This window comes from Micromonospora zingiberis, from assembly GCF_004331455.1.
GTDB lineage: Bacteria > Actinomycetota > Actinomycetes > Mycobacteriales > Micromonosporaceae > Micromonospora > Micromonospora zingiberis.
Genome location: NZ_SJJR01000003.1, coordinates 1 through 24,995 on the forward strand (window position 1 = coordinate 1; position 24,995 = coordinate 24,995).

Here is a 24,995-nt window from a genome sequence, read left to right on the forward strand (position 1 = left end):
GGTTGATAGGCCGGAAATGTAAGCCCGGTAACGGGTTCAGTTGACCGGTACTAATAGGCCGAGGACTTGCTCACAAAGGTTCTGCTCGCGTCCACTGTGTAACTCACAACAAACAAATGATCCCGCCAGCTGTTTGGTTGGTGTGTGTGGTTGTTTGACATGTTGATAAGGTTACGGCGGTCATGGCGGAGGGGAAACGCCCGGTTACATTCCGAACCCGGAAGCTAAGCCCTCCAGCGCCGATGGTACTGCACTCGGGAGGGTGTGGGAGAGTAGGACACCGCCGGACATTCTTCGATTGAGGGCCACCCCTGACGGGGTGGCCCTCAACGCGTTTACCCCTGCTTTCTGAGCACAGCGCAGCTGCTTCCGCTGACGAACGATCAGGGCGCCCGGCGGCTGAAGACGCGGATTGGCGTGGTGGCGACCGCGACGTGCACCAGCACCAGGACGGCGTCATCGGGAAGACCGACGTGCTGGTCGGCCGCCGGCCCACCGATTCCGGCCGGCGCACATCAAAGGCTCCGTCACGGAACGAGGATGACCTTGCCGCGGATGCGGCCGGACTCGGCGTCGCGGTGTATCGAGGCCAAGTCGGTGAGCGGACGCGACGCGGTGACGTCGACCCGGACAACACCGGCGTCGACGAGCTTGACCAGCGCGGCGAGGTCGCTGGTGTCGTTGCGGGCCACGAAGTGCACTGCGGTGACCGGGGAGTCGGTGGGTACCTGGACCGGGACGGTGGCGGACACGACAACGCCACCCGGCCGAACCAACTGGACCAGAGTGGTGGCTTGTCGTGCGCTGACCACGACGAGGTTGAGGATCGCGTCGACCGGTTCGTCCAAGGCGTCGGCGACGGGTGTGGTCGTGTAGTCGATGATCTGGTCGGCGCCGAGCTGGCGGACCGCGTCGGTGCTGCGTGGGCTGGCCGTGGCGACGACATGTGCTCCGGCATGCTTGGCGAGTTGGACAGCGAATCCACCGACACCACCGCCGGCGCCGTTGACGAGAACCCGCTGCCCGGACGCGACGCGCGCGTGCTCGAACACCGCCTGCCAGGCGGTGACGCCAGCGACGGGGATGGCAGCGGCATGGGCGAGAGGGATGGCGGCGGGCGCGGCAACGAGGGTGTCCGCTGCGGCGGTGACATAGTTGGCCGCCGTGCCTTCGCCGCGACCGATGACCCGATCACCGACGGCCAGGGCCTGCACCGCGTCGCCGACCTCGACGACTGTGCCCGCAACCTCCGCACCGAGCGTGCACGGGAGGTCCAGCGGAAAGATGGCGCGCAGCAGCCCGCGGCGCAGCCCGATGTCCGACGGGTTGAACGAGGTGGCGGCGACCTGGATCAACACCTCGCCGTGGCCGGGTGCTGGGCGGGGAATGTATTCCTGGCGGATGACGGACGCGTCGCCGTACCGATGAATTCGCATGGCTTGCATAAAGCGAACCTATGCCGTACGTCAAAGACGATCTATGCTTTGAAGTCGCGGATTCATATCCGACCGTCTCCGCCGCGATACGGTAGGTCGGTGGACGTACTCAGCGACGTGATTACGGTCATGCGCACCGGCCAACCACGTTCGGCGCGGGTGGCATGGCACGCACCCTGGGCGCAACAGTTCGCCTCCGTACCCGGAGCCGCCGGCTTCCAGATAGTCCTGCAGGGACCGTGCTGGCTCATCCTGCCGGGCACCGAGCCGGTGTCCCTGGCCGCCGGGGACGTGGTGTTCCGGCCCCACGGGCGGGGGCACACACTGGCGGACAACCCAGCGACCCCACCAGCCGTGCCAGTGTGCGACCCGAACGACCCGCAGGCGGTGCAGCGCTACGCCGCCGACACTGTCGGCACCCCGGCCACCACCGGTGCCCCAGCCACGGTGACGCTATGCGGTGCCTACGAACTCGATCCAAGTCGAGCCCATCCGCTGCTAGCCGACCTACCCGAACTCATCCACCTGCCGGCGCACCTCGGCAGGCACCCCGAACTGCGCGCCACCGTGGACCTGCTCGCCGTCGAACTGGAACGACCCCGCCTCGGCACGGACGCCATCGTCCCCGCACTTCTCGACACACTGCTGCTCCACATCCTGCGCAGCTGGCTCGACCAACAGCCCACCTTCCCGATCGGCACCGGCTGGGCGGCAGCGCTCAACGATCCCATCACCGCCACCGCACTACAGGCCATCCACCGCGACCCGGCGCGGCCGTGGACCGTCGCGGCGCTCGCTGCCGAAGCCGGACTGTCCCGGGCGCCGTTCGCCCGCCGGTTCACCACGCTGCTCGGTCAACCGCCGCTGACCTACCTGACCTGGTGGCGGATGACCATTGCGGCCCGGCTCCTCCAAGAATCCGACGCACCCCTGAGCGCCATCGCAGCCAAGGTCGGCTACACCTCCGAGTTCGCCTTTGCCAGCGCCTTCAAACGCCAGCACGGCACCCCGCCCGGCAGATACCGCCGCGGCAGGTAGACGCCGATCCGCGCACCCGGTCTCAGGAACGACGCCGTCCGTCGACCAGACGAGCAGCAGCCGTCAGGACGGTTCCTTGGCGCAGATGAAGCGCGGCTCCGCGTCGTAGGTCCAGCTGAACTTCTCCCGCTTGACCACCTTGCTGTCCTTCTTGATGACCCGGAAGGCGTCCTGGGTGAAGCCCTGGCTGCCGTTGGCGGGGATGCAGCTGGGTCCGGGATCCAGGTAGACGGTCTTGGGCGAGGTGATGTTGCGGCGGGGACCGTACTCCGTCTTCACGCTGTCCCAGATCTTCGTGCTCCAGATGGAGACGGTGACCGAGTTGGCGCTGTACGAAGTGTCGATCAGGACGCCGTACTCGGTGTTGTTGCGGAACTTGAAGTCGAGGTTCGGCCAGAAGATGGTCGACTCGATGACCGCCGGGTAGCGGCTGAAGTAGTACGAGTGCGGCTTGTGCTCGACGTCCTCCAGCCCCGCGTAGTACGTCGCGTTGAACAGCGTCGTGGTGAACTGCGAGGTGCCGCCGCCGACCCCCGGCACCAGCTTGCCGTCCAGGATGACCGGGGCATCCCGGTAACCCTGTGCGTACCCGCGTTCTCCGGTGTGACCGTTGAGCGAGAACGTCTCGCCGGGCAGTACCACCGTGCCGTCCACGTGCCGGGCGATCGTCACGATGTTCTGGCTGCGCGCTGACGACAGCCCGCCGGTGAAGTTCGTGGTGAAGGAGGAAACCTTCTCCTTGATCCCGAGCCCGGCGAGCTTCTCCGTGGTGAGCTTCGGCGCGACCGGCTTCAGCTCGGCGGAGATCGTACGGTCGTCGGTGCGGGGCAGCACGGCCAGCAGTTCGTCGCCGAGCGCGCTGACGTCCACCTGTTGCCCCGAACGCCCGTCGACCATCTTCGGCTTGCCGCCGGAAATGCTCATCGTGGCGTTCTTCGGCGCCACCTCGACCGCGTCGAGCCGGTCGCCGAGAGCGGACCGGAGCTGCTTGACGTCCACGCTGGGGGTGAGCTTGCCGGCCTTGTCAGCCTTGAACCGGAGGCCCTTGGCGATCGCCTGCGGGGGAATGTTCACCGAACCCCGGTCGGTGGTCAGCTTGATCGGCTTCGCCACCGCCGGCTTGGCCAACTCCTCGACCATGCGGTCCACCTCCTCGGCGGAGGTGGCGGGGTGGTTCTCCACCAGCGGTACGGTCACCGGCTCTCCGCGCAGCCAGCCCTCCTTGACCACCTGGGCCGAGTGTTCGGTGTCGATGGCCAGGCTCGGCTTGGGGTAGCGGACCTTCGGCGTGGTGCCGGCGAAGGTGATGGCCGGCATGGTCATCTTGCGGCCCTGCTTGCCGACGAGCTTCTTCAGCTCGGTCTCCAGCTTCGGCACGTCGACGGAGACCACCGGCTCGATCTCGCGGGAGCCGACCAGCCGGTCCACGGCGTGCGCCTGGGCTGCCGCCGCGGCGGCGATGGTGGCGTCCACGTCGACGGTGAGCCCGACCTCGGCCGGGGTGATCTGGGCGGTCCGTTCGCCCACCCGTACCTCGATCGGAGCGGCCAACTCGGCCGCCCGGCGGTCCAACTGTGCCTGCAACTCCCGCGCCGCGTCCGTCCGGCTGCGTCCGCCGAGCTCGGTGCCGAGCACGCTGGTGCCTCGCGGCACGTCCCCGACGTACGCGTAGACGGCCACGGCGCCGACCGAGGCGAGTACGGTGGTGGCCACCCCGGCGGCGACCAGAATGCGGACCCGGCGGGAGCGGTTTGGTCCGCCCTGCGGGGCGACCGGTGCGGGACGCTCCGGTTCCTCGACAGGCCAACTGACCGCTGTCACCTGGACCGTGGGTCGGTCATCGTCAGCGGGCGGACGGTTCTCGCCGTACAACGTCACAGCTACCTCTTCGGAAAAGGCCGTGGGTGAAGCCGGGAGCCCCCACCCCGGGAGCAACTACGGTAGCCAACGTGGCGGCCAGCGGGGAGCCTGAGTGCCGGCCGATTCGCCACCGACACCGGTTTACTGCGTCACGGCTGCCCGCCAATCACGGTGAGTAGCCCCTGAATGTCCGGGCAGTCAGCGGCGGCTCGGCCGAAAGACCAGCCAGGCCATCACCGTGGCGGTCGCGGCAGCGGCGAGCAGCGCGCAGGACAGCACTCCGGTGACGGTGCGTGGCGCGATGAGCGTAGCGCCCGCGGCCAGGCCGGCCGTGGCCACCCACAGCGGTGCGGCCGGCCACCGGGCACCGGTCGCCACCCGGTCGTTGACCAGGATGAACACCACCGCGTAGAGGGCGCCGGTGGCGGCGAACAGCGGCGCCGTGTCGGCCAGGTGCAGGTAGTCGGCGCCGCCAGCGAGTCGGAACGCCAACTCGCCGCCGACGGTGGCGGCGGCGACGAGAACCGTGCCGCAGGCCATGATCAACGCCAGTGCGACCAGGCGGGCGCGGCGATCGCCCCGGGCCAGCCGGGGCAGGACCAGCAGCGTGACGACCTGCGGGGCCCACAGCGCACCCTTGGTGAGTACCGCGCCGACCGCGTACGCCCCGGAGGCGGCGGCGGGCAGCAGTTGGCGGGCGAGGATCAGGTCGGCGTACGAGATGGTGAGCATCGCCAGCGTCGCCGCGCAGGCGGTCGTCACCTGCCGGGCGCCGAGCCGCCGTGGCACCGCCCCGCCCACCCCGGCGGAGCCCGGCTCGCCTCTCCCCGACCCGGTCGTCACCGCCCCCGGTGCGGGGGCCGACGGTGCGGGGGCCCCTGGTGCGGCGGCCGGCGGTGCGGCGCCCAGGGTGGCGGCGGCCGACGGCGTGGCGGCTGACGGGGTGGGGGGCGGCGGGGTGGCGAGGCGGGCCAGGATCGGCAGGGCGAGCAGGCCGGTGACCGTCGTCAACAGCAGGCAGGTGACCGGCCCTCGGCCGAGCAGGAGGCCGACGACCAGGCCGCCGTACCGCCCGGCGGCCAACACGGTCATCGCGACGGCGAGCCGCAGGAAACGTTGGTCGCCCTGCAACTCGCCGAGCCACCGGCCGGCCAGCACGGTGACGAACGTGGTGGCCGCGAGCAGCAGGGTCAGCGGGGCCGGCAGCCGAAGCAGCGCCGTCAGCAGCGGTGCGGTGACGAGGGCGATCGCCCCGGTCAGCGCCGCGGTGCGCAGCCCGAGCCGGGCGGCCCCACCGCCACCCCAGCGGGCCCGGTGCGCGGCCACCGCGATCTGTAGCCCGAAGCCGGGTACCGCGGCTATCGCGCCCAGCGCGAGGACAGTGGCCAGCGCGCCCAGGTCGGCGGCGGTGAGCCGGCGGGCGCCCAGCACCGGGACGACGTACGCCAGCGCGTTGGTCACCAGCGTGGCGAGGGTGACGGCGGCACCGGCCGCGCCGAGCCGAACCCTGCTGGTGTCGCTGCCCGTCGTCTGCGTCATGCCACTCCGCGTCTGCCGGCCGCCCGCGCGCCCGGCCGGCGGATCCCGTCGGGAGGCGGCCCGACCGGCAAGACGGTACCGGCCGGTAGACCGTCCGGACAGCCCCACGCCGTGACCCCTGCCCACCGGGCGCGCGAGCGTCTAGTGTGCTGCCCCATGGCGTCGACGAAGCTGGCCCCCGCAGCAACCTCCGGCCTGGCGGCCATGCTCCCCGAGCGGCTGCTCGGGGCGGCGATCCGCCGCGCGTACCCTCGGGTCGAGCCGGAGCTGGCCCGGCTGACCGAGTTCGTTCCCTCCGGCGGTACCGCGGTGGACGTGGGCGCGTGGTACGGCCCGTGGACCGCCCGGCTGCTCCGCCGGGCCGAGCGGGTGGTCGCGGTGGAGCCGACCGCAGCGCTGGCCGGGCAACTGCGCTCGGCCTTCCCCACCGTCGAGGTGGTCGAGGCGGCGATCTCCGACCATGCCGGCGAGGCCACGCTCTACCTGCCCGAAGGGGGCGCGATCGTCGGCACCTCGTCGCTGGAGGATCCGACGCAGGGCGTGCCCGTGTCGGTACGACGGATCACGCTCGACTCGCTCGATCTCACCGACGTACGGTTCGTCAAGCTCGACATCGAGGGTCACGAGCTGCCCGCCCTGCGTGGCGCGGCGCAGACCGTCCAGCGTGACCGCCCGGTGCTGTTGGTCGAGGTGGAGGAACGAATCCAGCCGGTGGAGCCGCTGCTGGATCTGCTGACCGGCTGGGGCTATCGCGGGTACGTGCTGCCCGGCCGCGAGTGGGTGCCGCTGGCCGACTTCGACCTCGGCGGGCACCAGCGGGAGGCGATCGTACGGGTCGGCCAGAGCTTCGCCCGCCGGGTCGTCTGGCCCCGCCCCCGGTACGTCAACTCGGTGCTGTTCCGCCCCGAGTGAGAGGGCGCGGCTACTCGGGTTTCGGCGCCGGCTCGCCGATCGCGATCTCGTTGGTGCAGAGCGACACCTCGCCGCTCGTCACGGTCAACTCCACCGTGTCCCCGCCGCCGACGATGCGGAAGAAGCGCTGGTTCAAACCCTTCCGGACGGGGAACTCGGCCACCCCGTCGCCGAGCCGCAGCCTCGCCGTGCCGTCCGCCGAGCTGAGGTAGCCGATCCGGACCACCCAGTGCCACTGGAAGCGCGGTTCGTTCAGCGGCATCCGCACGGTCTGCCCGGTGCTGACCAGGTAGCCGCAGCCCTCCTGTGGCCCGGGCTGGATGGTGCTGCCGACGATCGTGGCCACCTGCACGCGGCCCAGACCGTCGAGCACCGACGCGTTGTCAGTCTCGTCCACGAAGGTGGGCCGGGTACCGAAGGCACGAAAGAACCGGGACTGGAGGTTGTACGGCGAGGACAGGCGGGGTACGACGTTGTCCGGCACCGGGGCGTCGAAGAAGACGGTGTCCGGCGGCGCGCTGGCGATCTCGATCCGCACGGTTTCGATGTAGGACCGGCCGGACTTCGCCGCCCATTCGTCGCCGTACCGGGACGTGGTCCACACCGTGCCCAGACAGACCGCCACGAGGACGAGGACGAGGACGACGTTCACCGCCTCCCGGTACCGCTCGGGGATCGGGCCGAGCAGCCCCGACGTCGGCGGCTCGTCCGGCCCGGACGCTGCACCCCCGGCCGTCCGGTCCGACTCCGGCCGGTCGGCCCCGGGCTGCGGCTGGCCCGATCCGAACTCCGGCTGGCCCGGCCCGGACTGTGACTGGCCCGGCTTCGAGAGTGCCTGCCCGGCGTCGGGGGGCGTCGCGGCCGTCGCCGGTGCCGCGACAGGCCCGGGCACCGGACCGGCGGCCTGGTGCGGATCGGGCTCCGGCAGTGGACGGGCGGCCTGGTGCGGATCGGGCTCCGGCAGTGGACGGGCGTCCTGGTGGGGGTCGGGCTCCGGTGACGGGTCGGGCTCCGGGTCGACGGGGGCCTCGGCGTGGATGACGCCCCGGCGGGAGGTCACCAGCGCCGGTCGGACGGCAGGTACCGGGGCGGCCACCGGCTGCGCCGGAACCGGCGACGGCGACGCCTCGCCGACCGGCTCCCGGGGAGTCCCCGGGACCGCTGGTTCGGTGTGCGCGGTCGAGGACTCGACCGGCGGAGCCGACTCTGCCCCGTCGAGGGTGCCAGGTCGCCCGCCGATGGCAGGTGCCCCGTCGGTGGTGGACGGCTCGGTGGTGGGTGGCTCGATGGTGGGTGGTTCGGTCGCGCCGGTGGCCCGGGCCAGCCCGGCCACGGCGACGCCCAGACAGATCGCCGCGACCACGACGACGTCGCTGACGTACCGGGGGACGCCACCGGCGACCCCGCTGAAGGCCGAACCGAGCCGGGTCGCGGCCAGCATTCCCGCCACCATGACCAGGTAGGCCGCGAGCAGCAGCCAGGCCCGGCCGGCCCGACGGCGACGGCGTACGGTCGCCGCGACCACGACGGCGACGATCAACCAGCCCACCCAGGTGCCCAGTTGCGGCGGTGCGGCGACGGGCGCGCCGTCGCCGGCCCCGAGCCACTGCCATGGTCCGCCCACCAGACCGGGCACCACTGTGGAGCCGAACATCTGCGTCAGGAAGGAGAACACCTCGCCGGCTGATTCGGGCCGACGCAGCGAGGACTCCGAGCCGCTCAGGTACGCCGCCAGGAAACCGAGGGACAGTACGGTCAGCACCAGCCAGGACGGCCACCAACGACGGATCGTGGTCCAGATGGTGCGTACCGGGCCGCCGTCGGCGTAGCAGGCGGCGGTCAGCAGGAAGACCAGCGGCACGATCAGGATCGCCTTCTCGAAGAAGAAGACGCCGAGCAGGACGGACAGCGCCAGGGTCACCAGGTGTCGCTTGCGTCGGGTCTGCACGTAGCCGACCTGCGCGGCGACCGCGAGCACCATGGCGATCTGCATCGGCAGCATGTTGACGCCGACGGCCCACCAGGAGGTCGCCTCCAGGGTCAGCGGGCTGAACAGCAGCAGGCCGAGGGGCAGGAGCAGCAGCGCGGAGGGCGTGAGCAGCCGGCGCAGCAGCCGGAAGAAGGTGATCCCGAGGATCGCCTGGCCGATCGCCATGAGCAGCACGTACGGCCAGTAGGCCAGGCCCACGTACTCGGTGACCAGCCAGATGAGCAGCCGCCCGCCGGGCATGAGGTGGTTGTTGTAGAGCGTGAACAGGTGCTCCACGGTCAGCTCGGACTCCGCCGCCTGGGTGATCAGCACGTAGTCGTCGGCGGCCAGGAAACCGCGGGACGCCACCTGGGCCCGCCACAGCACACTGAGTGCGATCATGGCCAGCGCCGCCGTGCCGATCCGGTCGCTGCTCAGCCAGCCGCCGACCCGACCCGGTGCCGTCGGCACGCCTGCCCCCGTCGATGCCATGGCGGGAAGACTGCCACACCACGCGCCACGCCTCCCATCAGGTCAACGGATGGTTCGACCGCCGCAGAGCCGGGCGGAAACGGCCGCGTACAGTGGCCGCCACCTGCGCGGCCGGTCGCCGCGCACCGGCGAGGCGAGGTCGACGGATGCGGGTACGGCTGCGACGTGCCGGATCGCCGGGCGTCGGTGGGTCGGGCTGGGTGCCGCACCTGGTGGCCGTCGCTGTGACGGCCGTGGTGCTCGCGCCGTTGGCCCGGCCCGGCTACGTGCTGCGCTACGACATGCTCTTCGTGCCGAGTCAGGCGCTGAGCTGGGAGGTGATCGCCCCGGCCACCGCGCTGCCCCGAGCGGTTCCGCAGGACGCGGTGGTGGCGTTGGCCAACCAACTGGTCCCGGGATGGCTGCTGCAACGGCTGGTGCTGGTGGCGATCCTCTACTTCGCCGCGCTCGGCGCCGCCCGGCTGGTGCCGACCCGGCGCACCGCCGTGCGGGTGGTCGCCGCCCTCGGGTACGCCTGGACGCCGTACCTGGCCGAGCGGCTGTTGATCGGCCAGTGGGGACTGTTGGTCGCGTACGCCGCGTTGCCCTGGCTGGTGCGCGCGGCGCTCGGGGTGCGGGCGGGCGAGCGGGGCGCGCTGCGTCGGCTGTTGTTGGCGGCGGCGGTCTCGGCGATCACCCCGACCGGCGGCCTGCTCGCCCTGGTGACGGTCGCCGCCCTGATGATCGGGCGGTACCCGGGAGCGGCCCGGTCGGCATCGGCCGCGACAGGTGTGACGTTGCTGCTGAACGCCCCGTGGCTGGTGGCCGGGTTCACCAGCGCCGGTGATGGCCGGTCCGATCCCGCCGGGGTGGCGGCCTTCGCCGCCCGCGCGGAGAACTGGGCCGGTCCACTGGTGGCGCTCGCCGGCACCGGCGGCATCTGGAGCGGGCAGGCCACCCCGGCGTCGCGGGCTGGGCTGCTGGTGCCGCTGGCCACCGTGCTGCTGCTGGCGATCGCCGGCTGCGGCGTACCGATGCTGCGGCGTCGTTGGCCGGGGCCGCTGGTCGGTCGTCTCGGCCTGCTGGCGGTGGGGTCGTGGTTGGTGGCGGCGCTCGGGGTGCTGCCGGGGGCCGTGGCGCTGCTCGGCTGGCTGGTCGCCAACGTCCCCGGTGCGGGTCTGCTGCGCGACGGGCAGAAGCTGCTCGTGCCGTACGCGCTGATGTTGGCGATCACCGTGGCGTTGGGCGCGGAGCGGCTCGCCGAACTGCTGACCGCCCGGTTCGACGTGCCGACCGGGCGGGTGTTGCTGGTCGGTGCGGCATTGCTGCCGGTGGCGGTCCTGCCCGACCTGGCGTACGGCGGGGCGGGGCGGCTGCGGCCGGTGGCGTGGCCGGCGGACTGGGCGACGGTGGCCCGGCTGGTGGACGAGAGGCCGGGTGAGGTGGTCTCGCTGCCGTTCCAGGAGTACCAGAGCTATGCCTGGAACGCAGGTCAGGTGGTGATCGATCCGGCCCCCCGCTATCTGGGTGTGCCCGTGCTGATCGACGACACGTTGCGCGTGGACGGTACGGCGGTCGCCGGCGAGGATCCCCGGGCCGCCCGGGTGCGCGAACTGCTTGCCGCAGGTGAGCCGGTGGCGGCGGCCGATCCCCGGTGGGTGCTGGTGCAGCGGGCGGCCGGCCCGCCGGTGGACCCGGTGACGCTGGCCGGCCTGCGGCTGACGTACGCGGGCAGTGAGCTGACCCTGTACGAGAATCCGGCGTGGCGCCCCCCGCCCGCCCCCGCGCGTCCGGGGCCGGTGGGCCTGGCGCATCTGCTGGCCGCGACGGCGGTGCTGGCCATCGGTTTTTCGGGCGCTGCGCGACGGTGCTACCGCGTGGTAGCGTCCCGGCACGCGAGTCCCGCGGAAGGAGAAGGTGGATGAGGAACCTGCCCGCGTTCGTCGCCGTCGGGGTACTCGGAGTCGTGCTCGGCATGCTCGGCAGCGTCGGTCTGGCCAACGTGCTCAGTCCGTCGGCCAAGGAAGCCGCCACCACCAAGGTGAGTGAGCAGACCGAGCCCCCGCTGTACGGCACGCGCTGACCTCGTACGGCAAAGGGCGCCCGCCCGAGGCGGGCGCCCTTTCGTCGTGTTCCGGGTCGGTCAGCGGGCGGTGGCCTGGGCCACCAACTGGGCGAACCGGGCGCCGGTGGCGGTCCAGGTGAACCGGGCCGCGTGGGTCAGGGCGGCCTCGCCCATCGCCTTGCGGCGTACGTCGTCGGCGAGCAGTTCACGGACGACGGTGGTGAACTCCTGCTCGTCGTCGACGAGCAGACCGGTTTCGGTGTCCACCATCGCCTCGACCACCCCGCCCGCGTAGCGGAACGCCACCGTCGGGGTGCTGCACGCGGCGGCCTCCACGATGGTCAGTCCCCAACCCTCCTTGAGGGACGGGGTGAGCGCGAGCCAGGCCGAGCAGAGCAGGGCGTGCTTCTCCGGCTCGCTGACGAAGCCGGCGAACCGGACCCGGTCGGTGATGCCGAGCGTTGCGGACAGTTCGCGCAGCGGCTCCTCCCACCAGCCCTGCCCGGCCACCACCAACTCCAGCTCAGGCAGCTCGCCGGCCAGCTCGGCGACCGTCCGCAGGGCGATCTCCACCCGCTTGTGCGGCACCAACCGGCCGAGCACCAGCAGCGACGGATGGGGCGTACGCGGCAGGGCCGGGCCGGCCACGGTGGGGGTGCCGTTCGGCACCACGTCGATGCGTTCGGCGTCGACGCCCAGCGTGGTCAACTCGGCCCGGCTCGCCTCCGAGACGGTGACGTACCGGCAGCGCCGGTACAGCCGTACCGCCAGCCACGATTCGATCCACCACCCCAGCCGGCACATCCACGGCCCGAACACCACCGGCCACTGTTCCCGGTGCACGTGGTGCACCAGCGCGATGACCGGTCGTCCGACGTAGAGCGGGGCGAAGAACGGCACCCCGTTGCAGACGTCCACGACCAGGTCCGGCCGGCCCAGACCGCGCCGGCTCAGCGGGCCGAAACCGAACCGGCCGGCGAGGCAGGTGAGCGCCGCGCGCAGGTAGACGGTCATCCGCGAGCCACGGCGCAGCACCCGTACGCCGGTGTCGGTGGTTTCGGCCGGGCCAGCGTTGTCGTGTGCGGCACAGAGCAGAGTCACCCGGTGACCGCTGGTGACGAGTTCGGCGGCGATCCGTTCGATGTAGACCTCGGAGCCGCCGCCTTCCGGGTTGGTGGTGTCGCGCCAGTTGAGGAACAGGACGTGGCGGGAGGGGGTGCCGGAGTTGTCCACGCTGCTCCTACCGACGAGTAAGTGAGCACGATCGCGCCACCCTAGGGCGGCCCGACCCGGGTGCGCAATGGGCAGATCCGGTAGCGGCGGTCGGACGACGGGCCGTCGATCGGGGGGTTTGCCGAGGCGCACAAACCTTGGCAGGGTGTGCAGCGCAACAGCGTGCGCTGCCCGATGCCCGGTGCCCGATCTCGTCGCGGCGCGAGTGACCTGCGGCGGCGCGTCGTCCGCAGGGGTGACGAGGAGGTGAGGCGGCGGTGGAGGCCGACCGTCGAGCGCCCACGCGCGCCCTGTCCCGCCGTTCGCCGGTGGTGCTGCTCAGCGCCGCACTGGCGGTGCTGCTGGCCGGCTGGGCGGCGGTGTCGTACGTGCGCGCCGACCGGGGCACGCCCACCTGTTTCGAGCAGGTCCGGCTGCGGGTGGTGGCCGCCCCGGTGATCGCGCCGGCCCTGGACCGGGTGGCCCGGGCGAACGCCGGCAACCAGCCGTGCGTGTCGGTCGAGGTGCAGGCCCGACCGTCGGCGGCGGTGACCCGGGAACTCGCCGAAGGTGGCGACGTGGCGGACGCCTGGCTGCCGGAGTCGACGTTCTGGCTGCGTCGGGCGCGGGCCGCAGGTGCCTTCGAGGTACCCGCGGTGGGCAGTTCGGTGGCGAGTACGCCGGTGGTGCTGGCGGTGAACGATCGCCTCGCCCGCCGCTCCGGCTGGCCGGCCAAGGCGCTGACCTGGAAGTCACTGGTCGGCACCAGAGCGCGGACGGTCCAGGTCGGGCTGCCCGACCCGGCGGCCGACCCCGCCGGGGTCGCTGCCCTGCTCGGCGTACGGGTGCTGGCCGACGACAACCGGGACTCGGCCGCGACCGTGGCGGCGACGCTGCGCCGCCTCGCTGCCCGGACGTTCAGCCCGGAGGGGGACGGTCCGCTGACTCCGGGCCGTGACCTGCCGGGCCGGGTCGACGTGATCGCCGTGAGCGAGCAGGCCGTGCTCGAACACAACGCGTTGACCCCGTCCGGCAAGCTGGTCGCCGCGTACCCGGAGATCGCCGTGCCCTGGCTCGACCTGCCGTACGTGGTGTTGCCGGGCACCCAGGGCCGGGCCCGTGACGCCGCCGCGAACTTCCTCGCCGAACTGCTCAACACCACCGCCCGGGACATCTTCGTCGGCCACGGCTTCCGGACCGCATCGGGTTTTCCGCCAGCCATGCCGAACGACGACCGGCTCCGCGCGGAGGAACGCCAGCCGATCCCGCTGCCGGCCGAGGAGACGGTCACCGACGTGCTGACCGGCTGGAGCGGCGTGCAGCGAAGTGCCCGGATCCTCACCCTGCTGGACGTCTCGGGCTCGATGGCCGCGCAGGTGCCCGGTGGGGGTACCCGACTCGACGCCACGGTCCGCGCCGCCGCCGAGGGTGCGGCGCTGCTGCTGGACAACAGCGAACTCGGCATCTGGGCCTTCGCCACCAGGCTCGACGGCGACCGGGACTACCGGGAGATCCTGCCGGTCGGCCCGCTGGGCGGCCAACGCGAGCGGTTGGTCGAGGCGCTGGACGCCGTCCGGGTCCAGCCGCAGGGCGGCACCGGGCTGTACGACAGCACGCTGGCCGCGTACCGCGACGCGCGACGCAACTGGACCCCCGGGCGGATCAACCTGGTGCTGGTGATGACCGACGGGCGCAACGAGGACGACGACGGCATCGGTCGGGCCGCGTTCCTCGCCGAACTCGAACGCATGCAGGAACCCCGCCGGCCGTTGCCGATCATCTTCATCGGGCTGGGCGGCGAGATCGACCCCGAGGAGTTGAAGGCGATCGCGAAGGTCACCGGCGGGCGGGTCTTCGTCACCGAACAGCCCGGCGGGATGCGGCGCATCTTCTTCTCCGCCCTGGCCGACCTGAGCTGCCTGCCCCCGGAGTGCCGCCGATGAGCCGGATGCTGGCCCGGTTGCGCCGGTCGCCCGGCACGGTGCTGTCGCTGCTGCTGCTCACCGCGATCGCCTTCGGGCAACGGCCCGGCCAGGTCACCTTCGACACCAAGCTCGACCTGGCCGCCAACCCGATCCACTTCATGGCCCGGGCGTTGCACCTGTGGAACCCGGAGGCCACTTCCGGGGAGTTGCAGAACCAGGCGTACGGCTACCTGTTCCCGATGGGGCCGTTCTTCGCCGCCGGGCAACTGCTGGGGCTGCCGCCGTGGATCACCCAGCGACTCTGGACGGCGCTGCTGCTCGCCGCCGCGTTCTACGGGCTGCTACGGCTGGCCCGGGCGATGAACATCGGCACCGAACCGACCCGGTACGCGGCGGCCCTCGGCTACGCGTTGGCGCCCCGGATCCTCACCGAGGTCGGCGCGCTGTCGTCGGAGACGCTCTCCGCCGCGATGCTGCCCTGGGTGCTGCTGCCGCTGGTGACCGTACGCCGGATCGGCTCGCCACGCCGGGCCGCCGCGCTCTCCGCGCTGGCCGTGCTCGGGATGGGCGGGATCAACGCGGCGGTGGTGCTGATGGCTCTGCTGCTGCCCGGCGTCTGGCTGCTCACCCGGCGGTGGGACGCCCAGCACCGCCGGTTGGTCGCCTGGTGGTGCGCCTGCGTGGTCGGGGTCTGCCTGTGGTGGATCGTGCCGCTGCTGCTGCTCGGCCAGTACAGCCTGCCGTTCCTCGACTACATCGAGTCGTCCACCACCACCACGGCGGTGGCCTCGCTGTTCCAGGCGATACGCGGCACCAACCAGTGGGTGGCGTACATCGTGCAGGGCGAGCCGTGGTGGCCCGCCGGATGGCTGCTGATCGACCACCCGGCGCTGATGGCACTCACCGCGGTGGTCGCGCTGATCGGCCTGGCCGGGCTGGCCGGCAACCTGCTGCCGCAGCGGCGGTTCCTGGTGACCGGCTTCCTCGCCGGGCTGACCCTGCTCACCATCGGCTATGTCGGCGCGGTGGACAGCCCGGTCTCCGAGCTGGTCCGTGGGCTGCTCGACGGCCCGCTGGCCCCGTTGCGCAACGTGCACAAGCTCGACCCGGTGCTGCGGCTGCCGCTGATGCTCGGCTTCGCCCACGGCGTCGACGCGGTGGCCACCCGGATGCATCACGCGCTGGCCCGCCGCCGGCCCGGAATCCGGCTGCGTCCGCTGGTCTTCGTACCGGTGCTGCTGCTCGTGCTGGGCGCCGCCGCACCGGCCTGGTTGGGGCTGCTGCGTCCCGGTCCGGGCTGGGCGGACCTGCCGCCGCACTGGCGGTCGGCGGCGACCTGGCTGGCCGACCGGGACGCCCTGGCCCGTACGCTGATGGTGCCCGGTTCGGGCTTCGGGCAGTACGAGTGGGGACGCACCGTCGACGAGCCGTTGCAGGCCCTGGCCGGCGCGCCGTGGGCGGTCCGCCACCAGATTCCGCTCGGCTCGGCCGGCAACACCCGGATGATGGACACCGTCGAGGAGGCGCTGGCCGGCGGCCGTGGCTCCACCGGGCTGGCCGACCTGCTCGCCCGCTCCGGATTCCGGCATCTGCTGCTGCGCAACGACATCGACCGGATCCAGGTGGACGCGCCGCCGGTGGCGGTGCTGCGCCGGGCGCTGGCCGAGTCGCCGGGCATCGTCCGGGTCGCCACCTTCGGCAGCACCGATGCCCTGACCCGCACGATCGGCAGCCCGGTCGACGAGGGCGTCGACGAGCTGCCGGCGATCGAGGTGTACGAGGTCCGCTCGCCGGTGCCGGCCGCCTCGGCGGTGCTCACCGCCGACGTACCCACGGTCAGTGGCGGCCCCGAGTCGTTGCTGCCCCTGCTGGAGCAGGGCGTGGTGGAACGGGACCGGCCGGTGGTGCTCGCCGGCGACCGGGAGGAAGCGGTCGACGCGACCGGTGACGCGTGGATCGTCACCGACGGCCTGCGCCGCCGGGAACGCGACATCGGCCGGGTTCGGGACAACCTCTCCCAGACGTTGACCGCGAGCGAGGTGGGACGGCAGGGTCGGGTCGCCCTCGACCTGCTGCCATTTCCGGGCGAGCAGCACCAGACCACCGCGACCTACCAGGGCGTACGCGAGGTGACGGCGTCCTCGGCGGTGAGCTTCGTGGACACCCTCGGTGCGGCGGACCCGTCCCGCCTGCCGTTCGCGGCGATCGACGGCGAGCCGCACACCGCCTGGCACTCGGCACCGCTGAGCGGGCCGGTCGGGCAGTGGCTCCAGGTCGACCTGGACACCCCGCGCCAGGTGGAGAACGTGCGTCTGGCGTTCGTCACCGACCTGGCCGTGGGCTGGCCGGTGACCCGGTTCCGGCTCACCACCGACCGGGGCTCGGTGGACCACGAGGTGGCCGCGACGCTGGGCGGGCACACCTACTACACGCTGCCGGGGCCGACCAGCCGGGTGCGGGTGACCGTGTTGGCGGTGGCCGACGGGCGGCTCGACGGTGCCGTCGGCATCCGTGAGCTGACCATTGCCGACACCGAGCCGCGTCGGGCGCTGCGTGTCCCCACCGATCTGCCGCAGGACCTGGCGGGACCGGTCAGCTGGGTGTTCAGCCGGGGCCCGGCGGATCGGCCGGCCTGCTACCCCACCGAGGCGCGGGACGCCGACCGGATCGTGGCGGTCGGATCGGTGGCGCGGGCGGACGACACGGTGATCCGCTGCGACCGCTTCCTGGCCCGGGTGGGCGAGGAACCGCTCGGACTGGACCGGCTCTTCCGTAACCCGGCCGCTGGCACGTACCGGATGCAGTTACGGGCCGTGCCCCGGCCGGGCGGCGAACTGAAACTGTCCGGCCCGGACGTCACGGCGACCGCCTCGTCCCACCTGGCCGGAGACCCGACCGTGGCGGCGTACGCGGCGATCGACGGTGACCTCGGCACCGCCTGGCTCGCCGGCACCGGCGATCTGCGCCCCACCCTGCGGCTGAGCTGGTCTGGCCCACGCCGCATCGACCAGCTGCGGCTGCGGGCCGCGCAACTCCCGGTCGGCTCACTGCCCGAAGAGGTGGAGATCCGTACGCCCGGGCGTGAGGTGGTGGTGCCGGTGCGCGCCGACGGGACGGTGCGCTTCCCGGCGGTACGCACCAACCGGATCGAGATCGTGGTGCGGTCGACCGAACACCGGCTGGCCGACCAGCGGGGCAACGGCTGGCCCGCCACCGCAGGCATCGCCGAGGTGGAGATCCCGGCGCTGGCGAAGTTGCTGGATCCGGTGGACGCCGACACCCGCGTGGTCGAGCGGTGCGGGGACGGACCGGTCGTCGAGTTGGACGGGTTCCGTTACGACACGTCGGTCACCGCCACCCTGGGCGACGTGCTCGCCGGACGGCCCGTGCCGATCCGGATCTGCGGAGACGACGGCGGATTGTTGGACCTGTCGGCCGGTGGGCACCGCCTGGCGACCGTTCCGTCGGCCGGCTTCCTCGTGCAGGACGCGACGCTGCGCCCAGCCGACGACCCGGTCTCCGACGCGGCTGGCGGTGCGGCCTCCGGCGAGGTGGACGGCGACACCGACGCGCCCCGGCACCGGGCCGTCACCGTGCTGGACTGGGCACCGACCGACCGGACGGTCCGGGTCGCCGGCGGTGCGTCGGCGCTGCTGGTGATGCCGGAGAACGCCAACGCGGGCTGGACCGCCACGCTGGACGGTGCGCGGCTGGCCACCACCCGGGTGGACGGCTGGCAGCAGGCGTGGGTGCTGCCGGCCGGTGCCGGCGGCGAGGTCCGGATGGTGTTCGCGCCCGACCGGGCGTACCGGGGTGCGCTGCTGGCCGGCGCGCTGGCGGCCGTCGGCGTGGTGGTGTTGGCCGTCTGGCCGGTCCGTCGTCGGGCGTCGCCGGGCGTGGACGGGGCCGGGGCGATCCCGGCGGAGGCACCGGCCTGGGCGATCGGTGGACTGCTGGTGGTGCTGCTCGCCGCGCTGGGCGGGGTGTTGCCGGTGGCCATCGTGTTGGCCGCGATGCTGCTGCGGCAACTGGCCGTCCGGGCGCTACCGGTGGTGGTGCTGGGCGGCCTGACGGTGGCCACGGTGATCGCGGTGACCGGCCGGTTGCAGGGCCACGGGCAGGACTGGGCGTACCGCTCCTGGGTGCAGGCGGCGATGCTGGTCGCGGTCGGCGCGGTGGTCGCGGCGGTGGTGCCCGCACCCGGCGTACGGCCCGAGGCGCCCATCCCGCATGATGTGACGCCGAGCACATCCGATGCGCCGCCGGCGGCGGCCGACGCGAGGACCGAGAACGAGGACGGGACGGTGACGCGGTGACGGCAGCGGACGACCGGACGCGGCGGGCGGCGCGGCGTCGCTTCGCCACCCTGCGCCGGTCGGTGACCCTGTTCCGGGCGTTCCTGGTCGAGCAGACCGACCCGGACCACTTCTACGGTCTGCTGGCCACCGACTCGGTACGCCAGGTCCACGGCTACACGGAGTTGGCCGGCCGGACCGTGCTGGACGTGGGCGGTGGGCCCGGATACTTCGCCGCCGCCTTTCGCGCGGCCGGCGCCCGGTACATCGGGCTCGACCCGGACGTGGGTGACTTCTCCGCGGCCGGCGAATCGGTGGCGGGAATGCTGCGCGGCAGCGGCACGGCGTTGCCGGTCCGCACCGCCAGCGTGGACGTCACGTTCTCGTCCAACGTGGTGGAACACGTCGCCGAGCCGCCCCGGATGCTCGACGAGATGGTGCGGGTCACCCGACCCGGTGGGCTGATCTTCGTGTCGTACACGCCGTGGCTGTCGCCGTGGGGTGGGCACGAGACCGCGCCCTGGCACTACCTCGGCGGCGACCGGGCCCGCCGCCGCTACGAACGCCGCACCGGACGGCCCCCGAAGAACCGGTTCCGGGAGACGCTCTTTCCGGTGTCGATCGCCGACACCCTGCGCTGGGCGCGGGGCCACGACGAGATCGAGATGGTGGACGCGCTGCCCCGGTACCACCCGTGGTGGGCCCGGTGGGTGATCCGGTTGCCCGGTGTCCGTGAGGTGGTGGCGTGGAACTTCGTCCTGGTGTTGCGACGGTCTATCCGACGACAGCCCGACGTGGTGCAGAAATCAGAGCTGACCGGGGGTCGCGTTGCTATGTGACCAAGTAGTAACCTCGCGGCCATCTCACTGATCGATACCGACGAAATTCGCTCCTCTAGGGAGGAAACATGAAGCACCGCGCCGTGGGTGCCGTGCTGTTCGGCGGCGGCGTACTGCTGCTGGCACTGGCCGCCGGACTGGTGTTCGTCGTCAAGCCGGCGATGACCAAACTGCCCTACGACCTGGATCCCTCGACCTCGATCGCCGAGGCCAAGGGCGCGACGTTTCTCCAGATCACCAATGGCGCGGTCGCCATCAACCAGGCCGACCTGAAGTCCACCATCCTGGTCACCCCGGAGCGGGACAAGACCGCCGAGCTCAGCGGTGACCTCGCCGGTGACACGGTGGTCTGGCGGGTCGGCCAGACCGTCGACCGGACCGACACCAAGGAACTGGTCAGCGCGTACGGCGCCGAGCTGGCGCTGGACCGGGTCTCCGGTGCGGCCGTCGAGTGGAACGATCAGTTCCTCGACGAGAGCGGCACCCCGGAGAAGGTCACGTTCGCCGGGCAGGTCTACAAGTTCCCGTTCAACGCGGCGCAGGACAACTACGAGGTCTTCGACCGGGACCTGCGGCAGACCCGGATGGCCGAGTTCAAGGGCACCGAGGAGGTCGACGGCCTGACGGCGTACCGCTACGAGCAGGTCATCAGCGACGAGAAGCTGCCACTGCCCACCGACCGGGTCGCCTTGCTGCTCGGCGCGCTCGCCCCGGGTGCGACCTCCGGCGACGTCGTCTACAGCAACACCCGTACGGTCTGGGTCGACCCGGTCACCGGCTCCTACGTCAACGTGCGGGAGCAGCAGAAGAAGGTGCTGGTGCCGAACGTCGGCACGCCGGTGACGCTGTTGAACGCGGACTTCTCGTACACCGACGAGACCGTGGCGTCCTCGGTGGAGCGGGCCAAGACGAGCCAGGGTCAGCTGGCCATTCTCGGCGTGTGGGCACCGATCGGCCTGGCCGTGCTGGGTCTGGTGCTGATCGCCGTCGCGCTGCTGGTCTCGCGCCGGCCCGCCCCGGCGGCCGTGGCCAGCGCGCCCGTGGCCAGTGCGCCGGCCGTGGCCGACCCGGCGCCGACCCGGGTCGACCAGCCGGTGGTACGCGAGGACGACCGGGCCGGCGGCCCGCTGACCGACGAGATCCCACCGGCGACGACCAACTGGAAGTCCACCGAGGAGCCCACCGTGCCGAGCCAGCGCCCGGCGCAGGGCGAGTCGGAGAAGCAGTGAACCGCTGAGCAGCTCGACACCGAGGGGTGGACCCGCACGGGTCCACCCCTCGTCGCGTCGGTGCCCGGATCAGAGGCGGGCCAGCGCCCGGCGCAGCGGGTCGAGCCCGAGCGCGCCGAGGTCGAGCGCCTGCCGGTGGAACTCCCGCAGGTCGAAGTCGGCGCCCTTGCGGGTCTTCGCGTCGTCGCGGGCCTGGAGCCAGATCCGCTCGCCCACCTTGTACGACGGTGCCTGCCCCGGCCACCCCAGGTAGCGGTTCAACTCGAACCGCAGCATCTCGTCCGGCACCCGGCAGTGTGCCCGCAGGAACTCCCAGCCCAGCTCGGGCGTCCAGCGTTCCCCCGGGTGGAAGTCGAACGGGTTGTCCTTCGGGATCTCCAGCTCCAGGTGCATGCCGATGTCGACGATCACCCGGGCGGCCCGGAACGCCTGGCCGTCCAGCATGCCGAGCTTGTCGCCCGGATCCTCCAGGTAGCCCAGCTCGTCCATCAGCCGCTCGGCGTACAGCGCCCAGCCCTCGCCGTGCCCGGAGACCCAGCAGAGCAGCCGCTGCCAGCGGTTCAGCAAACCGGCCCGGACGGCGGTCTGCCCGATCTGGAGGTGATGCCCCGGAACCCCCTCGTGGTAGACGGTGGTCACCTCACGCCAGGTGGAGAAGTCCGTCACGCCCTGCGGCACCGCCCACCACATCCGGCCCGGCCGGGTGAAGTCCTCACTGGGACCGGTGTAGTAGATGCCCCCGTCGCTGGTCGGCGCGAGCATGCACTCGATCCGGCGGACCTGCTCCGGAATGTCGAAGTGGGTGCCGTTCAGCTCGCTGATCGCCTGGTCGGCAAGCTGCTGCATCCAGTCCCGGAAGGCTTCCTTGCCCTGGATGGTGCGGGCCGGGTCGGCGTCCAGCGCCGCGACCGCCTCGTCGATGGTGGCACCGGGGGTGAGGATCTGCCCGGCCACCGTACGCATGTCGGCCTCCAGGCGGGCCAACTCGGTGAACCCCCAGGCGTACGTCTCGTCGAGGTCGATCCGGGCGCCGAGGAAGTACTGCGAGGCCAACTCGTAGCGCTCCCGCCCGGCGGCCTGCTTCTGCCGACCCTGCGGGGCCAGCTCGGTGCGCAGGAACTGCCCGAACTCGGCGATCGCCGCAGTGGCCGCCGCCGCACCCCGGCGCAGGTCGGCGTCGAGGGCGCCGTCGGCACCCAACCGCTCGACCAGCCCGTGGAAGACGTTGTCGCCCTCCGGGTCGACCCAGGCGTCGCACTGCTTGGCCACTTCGAGCAGCTGCGCCTGGGAGCTGACCTTCCCGGCCCCCGCCGCCTCGCGCAGCGTGGTCTTGTAGCCCTCCATCGCGCCCGCGAAGAGGTTCAGCCGCGCGGCGATGTTGGCCTGTGCCTCGACGCCCTCGGTGGGCATCAGATCGAAGATCATCCGGGTGTGGTGCAGCCCGCTGGTGATGACGCTGACCTCGCTGGTCGCCTCGCCCGCCTCGTACCGGGCGAGGTCGAGGCCCAGCCGTTCCTGCATCGCCTCCCGGGCGGTGCGCTCGGCCTCCGTGTCCGGCTCGGTCGCGTCGAGGTCGGCCAGGGTGCGTCGGGTCAGCTCGGCCTGGGCGGCATACCCGTCCGGCGACAGGTCGTCCAGCTGGTCGTCGTAGCCGGCGATGCCGACGTAGGTGGCGCCGGTCGGGCTCAGTGCTGCCCACTCGGCGACGTAGCGGTTGGCAATGTCGTCGATTCGTCCCACGCCCGCGACCCTACGTTATGTGTAAGGAAGGGCCCCCTATTAACGCCTGCGGTAGAGCAGGGGTCCCTTGTTAACAGCCCGGGGCGAGGGTGTCGTGGCCGCCGAACCTGCCGGGCGAGAACAGCTGCACCGCTGCCGGCGCGGGGATTGCACTCCGCATGGCGTACGGCACTGGCCGTAGTTCGTGTGGGTGGCGTGGGCAGCGGGCAGTAGGCGGCTTCTGTGGTACGCGACACGACGACCGAAAACCGCAGGACAATGGCGCTTTCGATGGGCAGAGTGTCAGGGGTGACAGCGGACTTCACCCCTGACCGGCCAGCCCTACGGAGCTGGCTGCCCGGATTCGTCGCCCTTGCCGCGATCTGGGGCTCCAGCTTCCTGTTCATCAAGCTGGGCGTGGCGGAGCTGCACCCGCTGCACCTCACCCTCTACCGGGTCGCCGCCGGCGCACTGACCCTGCTGGTGGTGCTCGCCCTGCTGCGGGACCGGCTGCCCCGGGACCTGCGCGTGTGGGGGCACCTCACCGTGATCGGCGCCTTCGGGGTGGCCATGCCGTTCACCCTGTTCGGCTACGGCGAGCAACGCATCGAGTCGTTGCTGGCGGGCATCTGGAACGCCACCACGCCGCTGGTGGTGTTGCCGCTGGCGGTGCTGGTCTTCCGTACCGAACGGCTGAACGTACGCGGCGCCGTCGGGCTGGCGCTCGGCTTCGCCGGTGTGCTGGTGGTGCTCGGCGTCTGGCAGGGCGTCGGCGGGGCCCACTTCGTCGGTCAGCTGATGTGCTTCGGGGCAGCGGCCTGCTACGGCCTCGCCATTCCGTACCAGAAGAAGTTCGTCGCCGGCAGCACGCTGTCCGGGCTGTCCCTGTCGGCCGCGCAACTGGTGGTCGCGTCGGTCCAACTCGCCATCGTGGCGCCGCTGGTGGCCGGAGCGCCGCCGGCGCCGACCTCCCTGTCACCTCGGGTGCTCGCCGCCGTGCTGGTGCTGGGCGCGATCGGCACCGGCCTGGCCTTCGTCATCAACCTGCGCAACATCCGGATCGTGGGGGCGACCAGCGCCGCCACGGTGACGTACCTGATCCCGGTCTTCGCGATGCTGATCGGCGCGCTCGTGCTCGGCGAGCGGATCACCTGGCACCAGCCGGTCGGCGCGCTGATCGTGCTGCTCGGCGTGGCCGTGTCACAGGGGCGGATCGGACGCCGTCCGCGACCCCGGATGGCCGTGGTGGACCCCCCAGCCCAACTCGCCGCAGGCTTACCACCGGCAACCGCCACCCCGCGCTGACCATCGCCCCGTTCCGGCGGCATGGCGGTGTGGCGGGCTCACGGTTACCGCAACTCGGGCGGTATCGCGGCGCCGACACAGCCACGACCGGATCAGGTGGCCGGGGCGTGTGTCCAGGCGATCAGGTCGGTGGCGGTCCAGGTGTTGACCACGCGGTCGGCGGGTACGCCGCAGCGGGCCGCCCGCTCGCAGCCGAAACGCTGCCAGTCGAGCTGACCCGGGGCGTGCGCGTCGGTGTTGATGGCGAACACGCAGCCCGCCTCCAGCGCGCGGCGGATCAACCGCTTCGGCGGGTCCTGCCGCTCGGGCCGGGAGTTGATCTCCACGGCGGTACGGTGCTCGACGCAGGCGGCGAAGACCGCGTCGGCGTCGAATTCGCTCTCCGCGCGGGTCCGCGCCCGGTGCCCCCGGTCGCCCGGCCCGGTCACCCCGGCCGGGCGGGACGACACCATCCGGCCGGTGCAGTGCCCGAGGATGTCCAGGTGCGGGTTGGCGATCGCGGTCAACATCCGGCGGGTCATCTTCGCCCGGTCGTCGTTGAGGCCGCTGTGCACCGACCCGACCACCACGTCCAGCCGGGCGAGCAGCTCCTCGTCCTGGTCGAGTGAGCCGTCGGCGAGGATGTCCACCTCGATGCCGGTGAGGATCCGGAATCCCTCCGGCAGCGCCTCGTTGAGCCGTGCCACGTGGTCGAGTTGCCGGCGGAGCCGGTCGGCGGTCAACCCACGGGCCACCTTGAGCCGGGGCGAGTGGTCGGTCAGCACCAGGTACTCGTGGCCCAGCTCGACGGCGGCCAGCGCCATCTCCTCGATGGGGGAGCCACCGTCGGACCAGTCGGAGTGGGTGTGGCAGTCGCCGCGCAGGGCGGTACGCAGTGCGGTGGCCTCGGCATCCAGGTCGCTGCCCTCGGTGGCGAGCAGCCGGCGCAGGTAGACCGGCTCCTCGCCGGCCAGCGACTCGGTAACACAGCGGGCGGTGACGTCGCCGACCCCGGCCAGTTCGGTGAGACTGCCGGCGCGGGCCCGTTCCGCCACCTCCTTCGCCGGCAGCGCGGCCAGCGCGTTCGCCGCCGACCGGAAGGCCCGGACCCGGTAGGTGGCCTCGTTGGCCCGTTCCAGCAGGAAGGCGATCCGGCGCAGGTCGGCGATGGGGTCGCGGCTCATGTCCTGCAACCTACGCGC

General features: G+C 72.2%; 16 protein-coding genes and 2 rRNA genes. 11 read left to right on the forward strand and 7 right to left on the reverse strand.

All coding sequences use genetic code 11. From position 1 onward, the window contains the following. Both E0H26_RS05380 and rrf read left to right on the forward strand, forming a co-directional pair. A 23S ribosomal RNA gene (locus tag E0H26_RS05380) occupies positions 1-74 on the forward strand; the annotation flags it as partial. Between the two features lie 98 nt (positions 75-172). Continuing rightward, a 5S ribosomal RNA gene (gene rrf / locus E0H26_RS05385) occupies positions 173-289 on the forward strand. Between the two features lie 238 nt (positions 290-527). Here rrf and E0H26_RS05390 read toward each other — a convergent pair. Further along, positions 528-1,436 carry an NADP-dependent oxidoreductase gene (locus E0H26_RS05390; protein ID WP_240742023.1) on the reverse strand — a complete coding sequence of 303 codons (909 nt, stop codon included), beginning with the start codon at positions 1,434-1,436 and terminating at the stop codon, positions 528-530. A 99-nt stretch (positions 1,437-1,535) separates the two neighbouring features. Here E0H26_RS05390 and E0H26_RS05395 point away from each other — a divergent pair, with 99 nt between their 5' ends. After that, positions 1,536-2,474, forward strand: coding sequence for an AraC family transcriptional regulator (locus E0H26_RS05395; RefSeq protein ID WP_131301485.1), 939 nt, complete (start codon positions 1,536-1,538; stop codon positions 2,472-2,474). A gap of 63 nt (positions 2,475-2,537) precedes the next feature. On the opposite strand, the gene E0H26_RS05400 is transcribed toward E0H26_RS05395, so the two are convergent. Then, complete coding sequence (locus tag E0H26_RS05400) at positions 2,538-4,352, reverse strand: VanW family protein (RefSeq protein ID WP_131301487.1); 1,815 nt, start codon at positions 4,350-4,352, stop codon at positions 2,538-2,540. Between the two features lie 180 nt (positions 4,353-4,532). Beyond that, on the reverse strand, positions 4,533-5,873 hold the full coding sequence (locus E0H26_RS05405) for a polysaccharide biosynthesis protein (protein ID WP_131301489.1): 1,341 nt from the start codon (positions 5,871-5,873) through the stop codon (positions 4,533-4,535). 156 nt (positions 5,874-6,029) lie between these two features. Here E0H26_RS05405 and E0H26_RS05410 point away from each other — a divergent pair, with 156 nt between their 5' ends. Next, positions 6,030-6,785 (forward strand): FkbM family methyltransferase, encoded by a 756-nt coding sequence (locus E0H26_RS05410; protein WP_131301492.1) that lies wholly within the window; start codon positions 6,030-6,032, stop codon positions 6,783-6,785. A 10-nt stretch (positions 6,786-6,795) separates the two neighbouring features. Here E0H26_RS05410 and E0H26_RS05415 read toward each other — a convergent pair whose 3' ends face one another. After that, positions 6,796-9,246: a hypothetical protein gene (locus tag E0H26_RS05415; RefSeq protein WP_131301494.1), complete on the reverse strand. Its 2,451-nt coding sequence runs from the start codon at positions 9,244-9,246 to the stop codon at positions 6,796-6,798. 146 nt (positions 9,247-9,392) lie between these two features. On the opposite strand from E0H26_RS05415, the gene E0H26_RS05420 reads away from it, so the two are divergent. Next, a complete protein-coding gene (locus E0H26_RS05420; RefSeq protein ID WP_206024895.1) occupies positions 9,393-11,150 on the forward strand; it encodes an MmpA family trehalose lipid delivery protein in 1,758 nt (585 codons plus the stop codon). Further along, entirely contained in the window at positions 11,147-11,308 is a 162-nt protein-coding gene (locus tag E0H26_RS29140) for a hypothetical protein (protein WP_165521764.1), read from the forward strand. The genes E0H26_RS05420 and E0H26_RS29140 overlap by 4 nt, the downstream gene beginning before the upstream one ends. 60 nt (positions 11,309-11,368) lie before the next feature. Here E0H26_RS29140 and E0H26_RS05425 read toward each other — a convergent pair whose 3' ends face one another. Further along, positions 11,369-12,523, reverse strand: coding sequence for a glycosyltransferase family 4 protein (locus E0H26_RS05425; protein ID WP_131301496.1), 1,155 nt, complete (start codon positions 12,521-12,523; stop codon positions 11,369-11,371). Positions 12,524-12,780: 257 nt separating this feature from the next. On the opposite strand from E0H26_RS05425, the gene E0H26_RS05430 reads away from it, so the two are divergent. The 4 genes from E0H26_RS05430 to pgfA all read left to right on the forward strand — a co-directional run bounded on the left by E0H26_RS05430 (position 12,781) and on the right by pgfA (position 20,790). Next, positions 12,781-14,445, forward strand: coding sequence for a substrate-binding and VWA domain-containing protein (locus E0H26_RS05430; protein ID WP_131301498.1), 1,665 nt, complete (start codon positions 12,781-12,783; stop codon positions 14,443-14,445). Then, positions 14,442-18,743, forward strand: coding sequence for an alpha-(1->3)-arabinofuranosyltransferase (locus tag E0H26_RS05435; RefSeq protein ID WP_240742024.1), 4,302 nt, complete (start codon positions 14,442-14,444; stop codon positions 18,741-18,743). Before E0H26_RS05430 ends, E0H26_RS05435 begins: the two co-directional genes overlap by 4 nt. Continuing rightward, positions 18,740-19,561, forward strand: coding sequence for a class I SAM-dependent methyltransferase (locus E0H26_RS05440; RefSeq protein ID WP_131301502.1), 822 nt, complete (start codon positions 18,740-18,742; stop codon positions 19,559-19,561). Before E0H26_RS05435 ends, E0H26_RS05440 begins: the two co-directional genes overlap by 4 nt. 68 nt (positions 19,562-19,629) lie before the next feature. Further along, a complete protein-coding gene (pgfA, locus tag E0H26_RS05445; protein WP_131301505.1) occupies positions 19,630-20,790 on the forward strand; it encodes a cell envelope lipid trafficking protein PgfA in 1,161 nt (386 codons plus the stop codon). Between the two features lie 69 nt (positions 20,791-20,859). On the opposite strand, the gene E0H26_RS05450 is transcribed toward pgfA, so the two are convergent. Then, positions 20,860-22,530, reverse strand: a complete 1,671-nt coding sequence (locus tag E0H26_RS05450) for a DUF885 domain-containing protein (RefSeq protein ID WP_131301507.1) — start codon at positions 22,528-22,530, stop codon at positions 20,860-20,862. 270 nt (positions 22,531-22,800) lie between these two features. Between E0H26_RS05450 and E0H26_RS05455 the strand changes: the two genes are divergently transcribed. Then, the gene (locus E0H26_RS05455) at positions 22,801-23,814 is read left to right on the forward strand and encodes a DMT family transporter (RefSeq protein ID WP_420812790.1); all 1,014 of its coding nucleotides are present in this window, start codon (positions 22,801-22,803) and stop codon (positions 23,812-23,814) included. A gap of 92 nt (positions 23,815-23,906) precedes the next feature. Here the strand turns inward: E0H26_RS05455 and E0H26_RS05460 are convergent, their stop codons facing one another. Further along, positions 23,907-24,977 (reverse strand): PHP domain-containing protein, encoded by a 1,071-nt coding sequence (locus E0H26_RS05460; RefSeq protein WP_131301511.1) that lies wholly within the window; start codon positions 24,975-24,977, stop codon positions 23,907-23,909. Between the last annotated feature and the right edge of the window lie 18 nt (positions 24,978-24,995).